Below are 7760 nucleotides of genomic sequence, written 5' to 3' on the forward strand. Positions count from 1 at the left end.
CGGCGTCGTTCGACTATCAGCGGATCAGGAACCCCGGCTACAACGCAGACCGCGGTCCGGTTTCCTTCTTTGCCTTGCGGCTGCACGTCGAGAACTGATCGCCCCGTCGCCAAGAACAAGAACTGCGTTCCAGCATGACGAACAGCACCGCGCCCCAACTCGCCATCATCTAAGAGCGTCGCGCACCCGGCTGGGTGGACGGCTTGGTGATGCTGGCCCTGCTGGGCCTGCTCTGGAGCGCGCTGCACTTTGGCAAGGGCATGCTGGTGCACTTCGATCCGACGGCGGTGCCGCAGGTCGACAACTCGCCGAGCCTGATCCCGTACTACGCCGGCCGCATGCTGCTGCGCATGTGGATCGCGTTCAGCTTCTCGCTGCTCTTCGCGATCGGCACCGGGTACCTGGCAGCAAAGAACCGGACGGCGCGCGCCTTCATCCTGCCGGCGCTCGACGTGTTGCAGTCGGTTCCCGTGCTGGGGTTCCTCGTGCCGGTGAGCGGTTGGGCTTTGGGCTGCTGCCGACAATGCTTTTCCGTGCACCCGAGCGCAGACGCGCACCGCGGCGATCGAAATTCATGCAGGTGTTGAACCGGGTCGGACGGCTTGACGCAAGGCGCCCGTTCGCTTCGGACAACCGGCGCCATGGGCCCTTCTTTCGCCGTGTCCTGGCACGCGGCTTGCGCCCTGGTCAGTCAATCGACTGAATGAGGCGGCGCGTCATGGCACGGATCGGCAAGCGAGCATGTCTGCGGGCTGTTTGGATGTCGAGCGCATCCGGCGCCTTCGTGCTGCTCGCGGGCTGCGAGGCACTGGCAATCACGGCGCTCGGCGTGGGTGCGTCGGCCGGCGTTTCGCACACCGCGAGCAGCGTCAGCTACCGCACCTTCACTGCGTCGACAGCGCAGGTCAAGAAAGCCTCGGTGTTGGCGCTCGGCAAGATGGGCATCACCGTCGATGAAGTCGTCGGCGTGAACGGCGGGGAGCTGATCAAGGCGCGCAGCGCCGATCGCAGTATCGAGATTCAGCTCGAAGCGATGAGCAAGTCGACGACGCAGATGCGCACGGCGGCCAAGCGCAACGTTTTCACGTACGACGCCGCAACCGCCAAGGAGATCGCCGAACAGACGGCGCTGGCGCTTGCCGAGATCGACCGCCAAGGCAAGAAAGTGCCTGCAGCATCCCGCCCGAGCGCAGCGGTCGAGTCGTCGTTAGCGGCCGACATGCGGCCCGCTGTTGCGCGAGTAACGGCTCGTCGCTGAACCATCATGGCGACAAGCGGATGGACGCAAACAGTCACTTTGGCGCCGGTGAGGGGCGCAAGTGCGCCGAATTGTTTCGCCGTTCTTAGCTCGATTGAACCCGGATGCGGACCGCGTTACGTTGCCACCCCTGCTCCAGCAAAGTGGCCTCCAGGCGAGGCAGCAGCTGACGCAACTTGGCCGCCACGGCCGCATTGCCGGCCAAGAGCGTCCAGCCATCCTCGGCCACCGGGCCCGGCCTCACATGCGCGGCCAGGAGTGGCGGTAGCAGCGGCCGGATCACCGAAAAGCGGGCATTCGATTCGCGCAGCAGCGATTGCAGACGGGCGAGCGGCGCCGACTGGGCCAGTGCCGCGCCGATCGGCAAGGCGGCTGGCAGGGTCGAATTGCGGGACTGTGTCATCTTGATGAAGGGGGGCTCGCATGCAGATCATAGTGACCCATGGCCGACTCGCTCACGCGCGGGTGATCAGCCTGCCCACGTGGAAGCTGCTTGCGGCATTCCTCGGCATGGCCACCGTCATGGTCGCGCTCTCCGGCGCGATCTACCACTTCGTCGTGCTCGAGGCGGCACGCGGGGGCTGGCCGGTGGTGGGCCAGATCGGCAAGCTAGTGGTCAAGGACGAAATCGCGCAGCGCGACCGTTTCATGCGAGAGAACCTCGATGCGATGGCCTCCAAGGTCGGCGAGATGCAGGCCAAGCTGCTCAAGCTGCAATCCATGGGTGAGCGCGTCTCCGGCATGGCGGGCCTCAAGTCCGAGGACCTGCGCGGTCTGGACCAGCCCCTGCCGGTGAAGGGTCGCACCGGTGCGGGCGGCGCCAGCGGCGGGCCGCATGTGCCGATCGTCTCGCCCACGTTGCAGCAACTCGACATCGCGCTTGCCGCGCTCGACGAGCACGCGGATCACGGCAGCGATGTGTTCACGCTGATCGAATCCCGTTTGCTCGAAACGCGGCTGCGCGCGTTGATGGTGCCGAGTTCGGCGCCCATCAATGCGCCGGTCGGTTCCGCTTTCGGCTTTCGCACCGATCCCTTCACCGGGCGCGGTGCGCTGCACACCGGGCTCGACTTCGCTGCCGAGACGGGCACGTCGATCCTCGCCGCCGCCGGCGGCGTGGTGTCGAGCGCCGAAGCCCACTCGGCCTACGGCCGCGCGGTCGAGATCGACCACGGCAACGGCCTGGTCACTCGCTATGCCCATGCCTCCAGGCTGTTGGTGCATGCGGGCGACCTCGTCCGTCGCGGCCAGTCGATCGCCGAAGTCGGCAGCTCGGGCCGTTCCACCGGCCCGCACCTGCACTTCGAAGTGCTGGTTGAAGGCGTGCCGCAGGATCCGGCCAAATTCCTCGGGCACGGCGAGCGACTTCCGGCCACCGCAAAGGCCGCTCGCGCGCGCCGCGAAGCCGCCGCTTTGCATTGAAATCGATTGCGCGGCATACCGTGTCGCGTCGCTCTTAGGCGCGGGGGACGGGTGGTAAAGTCGCGGCCTTCAAGCGGCGCCGAACAGGCGCCGCTCTTGTTATTCCGGGGCGCTGTCCGCAGATGTCCCCGGGGCCTGCGTGGCCCTTCGGCCCGCGCTGCCCACACCTCCACCGCCTGTAGCCTGCATGTTGCCCAAGCTTCTCACCTCGATTTTCGGCAGCCGCAACGACCGCTTGCTCAAGCAGTACCGCGTCGTGGTCGAGCAGATCAACGCGCTCGAGCCGCAATTCGAGAAGCTGTCCGACGCCGACCTGCGAGGGTGCACCGACACGCTGCGCCAGCGCGTCGCCGAAGGTGCCTTGCTCGACGACCTGCTGCCCGAGGCTTTTGCCGTCGTGCGTGAAGGCAGCAAGCGCAGCCTGAAGATGCGGCACTTCGACGTGCAGCTCATCGGCGGCATGACCCTGCACAAGGGCAAGATCGGCGAGATGCGCACCGGCGAAGGCAAGACGCTGATGGCCACCTTGCCGGTCTATCTCAATGCGCTGGCCGGCAAGGGCGTGCATGTGGTGACGGTCAACGACTACCTCGCGCGGCGCGACGCCGAGTGGATGGGGCGGCTCTACAACTTTCTGGGCCTCACCGTGGGTGTGAATGGCGCGCAGATGTCGCGCGAGGAGAAGCAGGCCGCGTATGGCGCCGACGTCACCTACGGCACCAACAATGAATACGGCTTCGATTACCTGCGCGACAACATGGTCAACGAGGTGGCCGACCGCGTGCAGCGCGGCCTGCACTACGCGATCGTCGACGAGGTCGACTCCATCCTGATCGACGAGGCGCGCACGCCGCTCATCATCAGCGGCCAGGCCGAAGACCAGACCGAGCTCTATCTCAAGATCAATGCGGTGGCGCCGCACCTCAAGAAGCAGATCGGCGAGGCCGACACGCGCACCGGCGAAGGCGTCATCGAGCCGGGCGACTTCATCGCCGACGAGAAGAACCACCAGGTGGTGCTCACCGAAGACGGCCACGAGCGCGCCGAGGCACTGCTCGCCGAGGCCGGCCTGCTGCCCGAAGGCGCCAGCCTCTACGAAGCCGGCAACATCACGCTGATGCACCATCTGTACGCGGCGCTGCGGGCCAAGCACCTGTACCACCGCGACCAGCATTACGTGGTGCAAAACGGCGAGGTGGTGATCGTCGACGAGTTCACCGGGCGTCTCATGACCGGGCGCCGCTGGAGCGACGGCCTGCACCAGGCGGTGGAGGCGAAGGAGGGCGTGCAGATCCTTCCCGAAAATCAGACGCTGGCCTCCATCACCTTCCAGAATTACTTTCGCATGTACGGCAAGCTCGCCGGCATGACCGGTACGGCCGACACCGAAGCCTACGAATTCCAGGAGATCTACGGCCTGGAAACGGTGGTGATGCCGCCCAACATGCCGACGGTGCGCAAGGACGACCTGGACCTCGTTTACAAGACATCGCGCGAGCGCTACGAGGCGGTGGTCAAGGACATTCAAGATTGCTTCGAGCGCGGCCAGCCGGTGCTGGTGGGCACGACCTCGATCGAGAACTCGGAGCTGGTCTCCAAGCTGCTTGCCGATATCAAGCTGCCGCACGAGGTGCTCAACGCCAAGCAGCACCAGCGCGAGGCCGAGATCATTGCCCAGGCCGGCCGGCCGAAGGCGGTGACGATCGCCACCAACATGGCCGGCCGCGGCACGGACATCGTGCTCGGCGGCAACGTCGAGAAGCAGGTGCAATTCCTCGAGGCCGACGCGGCGGTCGTCGCCGACGAAAAGGCGCGCCGCATCACGCAGTTGCACGACGAATGGGCGGGACTGCATGAGCGGGTCAAGGCGACCGGTGGCCTGCGCATCGTCGCCACCGAGCGCCATGAGTCGCGGCGCATCGACTACCAGTTGCGCGGCCGATCCGGCCGCCAGGGCGACCCGGGCGCTTCGCGCTTCTACCTGTCGCTCGAAGACCCGCTGATGCGCATCTTTGCCGGCGACCGCGTCAAGGCGATCATGGAGCGCCTGAAGATGCCCGATGGCGAAGCCATCGAGGCCGGCATCGTCTCGCGCAGCATCGAAGGCGCGCAGCGCAAGGTCGAGGCGCGCAACTTCGACGTGCGCAAGCAGCTGCTCGAATACGACGACGTCGCCAACGACCAACGCAAGGTCATCTACCAGCAGCGCAACGACATCCTCGAATCCAGGGAGCTGTCGGCGCAGATCACGCACCTGCGACGCGGCGCGATGACCGACGTGGTGCGCAGCTTCGTGCCGGCCGAAAGCGTCGAGGAACAATGGGACCTGGCCGGGCTCGAGCGGGTGCTGCGCGAGGAATGGCAACTCGACGTGCCGCTCGCGGCGCAGGTCGAGAAGAGCGATGCGATCGCCGACGAAGACATCGTGGAGATGGTCGTCAAGGTGGCCGACACGAGCTTTGCCGACAAGGTGGCGCTGGTCGGCGCCGAGGCCTTCTCCGGCTTCGAGCGTCAAGTGTTGCTGCAGTCGATCGACACGCACTGGCGCGAACACCTCGCCGCACTCGACTACCTGCGCCAGGGCATCCACCTGCGCGGCTACGCGCAAAAGAACCCGAAGCAGGAATACAAGCGCGAAGCCTTCGAGCTGTTTTCCACCTTGCTCGACGTGGTGAAGATGGACGTGACGCGCCTGCTCATGACGGTGCGCATCCGCAGCACCGAAGAAGTCGCCCAGGCGGCCGAGGCGCTCGAAGAGCAGGCCGAGCACATCCACAACGTGACCTACACGCACCCCACCGACGACGGCGGCGTGGCCGTGGAGACGGACGCCGCCACCGACGTGGCAACGCGCATGGCCGAGGTGCCGCGCGTCGGCCGCAACGACCCGTGTCCCTGCGGTAGCGGCAAGAAGTACAAGCACTGCCACGGCCAGCTGGCCTGAAGCGCGGCGCGCCCGGTTGCTGCTGCACGGGCCGCTCGATCCGAAGGACCCCCGCATGCCCGTCAATCTGAGCGCACCGAACCCGGCCGACCTGCACGCGGTGCCTGGCGTGGAAATTGGCATCGCCATGGCCGGCGTCAAGAAAGCCCAGCGCCGCGACCTTGCGGTCTTCACCCTGGCCGAAGGCTCGGCGGTGGCCGGCGTGTTCACGCTGAACCGTTTCTGCGCGGCACCCGTGCAGCTGTGCCGCAAGCACCTCGCGGCCGCGCTCGGCGTGCGTGCGCTCGTCATCAACACCGGCAACGCCAATGCCGGCACCGGTGCAGACGGCCTGGTGCGCGCCTTGTCGACCTGCGTGGCACTGGCGCGCAAGCTCGACATCGCGCCCGAGCAGGTGCTGCCGTTTTCCACCGGCGTGATCATGGAGACGCTGCCCAGCGAGCGCATCGAGGCCAGCTTGCCGGCGGCGCTGGCCGACCGGCGCGCTGCGAACTGGGGTGCTGCGGCCGAGGCGATCATGACCACCGACACGGTGGCCAAGGCGGCGTCGCGGCGGCTCACGATCGGCGGCGCGTCGGTCACCGTCACCGGCATCGCCAAGGGCGCCGGCATGATCCGGCCAAACATGGCCACGATGCTCGGTTTCGTCGCGACCGACGCCAACATCGCGCCGCGCGCGCTGCAGGCACTGGTGCGCGAGGCGGCCGACCGATCCTTCAACCGCATCACCGTCGACGGCGACACCTCGACCAACGACTCCTTCGTGCTGATGGCCTCGCGCCAGGCGGCACATGCCGAAATCACCGAACTCGAGTCCACCGAGGGTGCGGCGCTGCGGGGCGCCGTCATCGCCGTGGCGCAACAACTGGCCCAGGCGATCGTGCGCGACGGCGAAGGCGCCACCAAGTTCATCACCGTGCGCGTCGACGGCGGTCGCAGCAAGGAAGAGTGCCGGCTCGTCGCCTATGCCGTAGCGCATTCGCCGCTGGTCAAGACGGCGTTCTTCGCCAGCGATCCCAATCTTGGCCGCATTCTTGCGGCAGTGGGCTACGCCGGCATCAAGGACCTGGATCAGAACCTCATCGACCTTTACCTTGATGACGTGCATGTCGCCACCCGCGGAGCACGCCACGCCGCCTACCGCGAGGTCGATGGTCAGCGCGTCATGAAGCAAAGCGAGATCACGGTTCGCATCGACCTGCACCGCGAAGACGGGCCCAACCGGGCTCACGCGACGGTATGGACCTGCGATTTATCGCACGATTACGTGACGATCAACGCCGACTACCGCAGTTGAGCAAGGCGCCGCAATGCCGCAATGCCGCCTTGTGCGGCTTGCCGGCGCACAGGACGCGCTGCCGGCATTCGCACCTGCCTCGCAGGAGCAAACGCCATCACCACCCACCCACCGATCTGCCAGCCGACCGCTTTGTGCGGTGGGGCCTGCGTCGGCGCGTGGAAGCCGGCCTCGGCACCGCGCGTCGCGGCGCGACGGCAAGGCGGCAACGCCCTCGGCGTCGCCCGCCACTAGCTTCTCATCACCTCGCGGCCCGGCTGCCGCTGCGCGCTGGATCTCAGCGCCCGCCGGGCCCCGTCCCCAGGACGCTGAACGTCCCTCGGGGGCAGGCAAGGAAGTGAGCGTGGGGGCCTTTCATCTCAGCGCAATCCGTGGCCTTCGCCGTCCAAGACCACCGCTCAGGCTCGGCCCACCCGGCCGGCGCCGCGACCGACACCTCACCCGGTGCCGGACCAGGGAGAGGACACCATGATGTTCGAGCGCCTCGCATGCGCCTTGATCCGCCGGTTGAGCCGGCGCTTCGCGCTGCCGGCCGACGACCTGCTGCGCGACGCCGTCTATCGGCGCCTGTGTATTTCCATTCTCATCAGTTCGTTCGGTGGGCAGGTGACGATGTTGGCCCTGCCGCTGACCGCGGCCGTGCTGCTGCATGCGCACGCCGTCACGACGATGCGATGGCCTTCGAGCGTCTGGCCGCGCACCGCGTGGCGATCCGCTGCGACGACGCCAACACGCGCAGCCAGCGCGTGGCGGAGCGCTGCGGTTTCGAGCTCGAGGGCGTGCTGCGCCAACATGCGCTTGACATGGCGGGTCGGCCGCGCGACACGCGCCTGTGCGCG

7 protein-coding genes are annotated in these 7760 nt (G+C 67.1%); 6 read left to right on the forward strand and 1 reads right to left on the reverse strand.

What is annotated here, in order from left to right; genetic code table 11:
* Positions 1 to 209 precede the first annotated feature (209 nt).
* Both RMO12_RS11440 and RMO12_RS11445 read left to right on the forward strand, forming a co-directional pair.
* Positions 210 to 587, forward strand: a complete 378-nt coding sequence (locus RMO12_RS11440; RefSeq protein WP_309639384.1) for a hypothetical protein — start codon at positions 210 to 212, stop codon at positions 585 to 587.
* Between the two features lie 173 nt (positions 588 to 760).
* Positions 761 to 1258 carry a hypothetical protein gene (locus tag RMO12_RS11445; RefSeq protein WP_309625802.1) on the forward strand — a complete coding sequence of 166 codons (498 nt, stop codon included), beginning with the start codon at positions 761 to 763 and terminating at the stop codon, positions 1256 to 1258.
* A gap of 85 nt (positions 1259 to 1343) precedes the next feature.
* On the opposite strand, the gene RMO12_RS11450 is transcribed toward RMO12_RS11445, so the two are convergent.
* Positions 1344 to 1625 (reverse strand): hypothetical protein, encoded by a 282-nt coding sequence (locus tag RMO12_RS11450; RefSeq protein WP_309639385.1) that lies wholly within the window; start codon positions 1623 to 1625, stop codon positions 1344 to 1346.
* A 56-nt stretch (positions 1626 to 1681) separates the two neighbouring features.
* On the opposite strand from RMO12_RS11450, the gene RMO12_RS11455 reads away from it, so the two are divergent.
* The 4 genes from RMO12_RS11455 to RMO12_RS16000 all read left to right on the forward strand — a co-directional run.
* Entirely contained in the window at positions 1682 to 2680 is a 999-nt protein-coding gene (locus tag RMO12_RS11455; protein WP_309639386.1) for a M23 family metallopeptidase, read from the forward strand.
* 187 nt (positions 2681 to 2867) lie between these two features.
* Complete coding sequence (secA, locus tag RMO12_RS11460) at positions 2868 to 5624, forward strand: preprotein translocase subunit SecA (protein WP_309639387.1); 2757 nt, start codon at positions 2868 to 2870, stop codon at positions 5622 to 5624.
* A gap of 55 nt (positions 5625 to 5679) precedes the next feature.
* Positions 5680 to 6921 (forward strand): bifunctional glutamate N-acetyltransferase/amino-acid acetyltransferase ArgJ, encoded by a 1242-nt coding sequence (argJ, locus tag RMO12_RS11465; RefSeq protein WP_309639388.1) that lies wholly within the window; start codon positions 5680 to 5682, stop codon positions 6919 to 6921.
* A gap of 674 nt (positions 6922 to 7595) precedes the next feature.
* On the forward strand, positions 7596 to 7760 hold a 165-nt coding region (locus tag RMO12_RS16000; RefSeq protein ID WP_405029667.1), incomplete at its 3' end, for a GNAT family N-acetyltransferase.

The sequence above is a fragment of the Methylibium sp. genome, assembly GCF_031393925.1.
Taxonomy (GTDB): Bacteria; Pseudomonadota; Gammaproteobacteria; order Burkholderiales; family Burkholderiaceae_C; genus Methylibium.

What these genes read in the sequence shown, in the direction of transcription:
- argJ (WP_309639388.1), top strand. Translation starts at nt 5,680, where the DNA reads ATGCCCGTCAATCTGAGCGCACCGAACCCGGCCGACCTGCACGCGGTG.
- RMO12_RS11445 (WP_309625802.1), top strand. Translation starts at nt 761, where the DNA reads ATGTCGAGCGCATCCGGCGCCTTCGTGCTGCTCGCGGGCTGCGAGGCA.
- secA (WP_309639387.1), top strand. Translation starts at nt 2,868, where the DNA reads ATGTTGCCCAAGCTTCTCACCTCGATTTTCGGCAGCCGCAACGACCGC.
- RMO12_RS11440 (WP_309639384.1), top strand. Translation starts at nt 210, where the DNA reads ATGCTGGCCCTGCTGGGCCTGCTCTGGAGCGCGCTGCACTTTGGCAAG.
- RMO12_RS11455 (WP_309639386.1), top strand. Translation starts at nt 1,682, where the DNA reads ATGCAGATCATAGTGACCCATGGCCGACTCGCTCACGCGCGGGTGATC.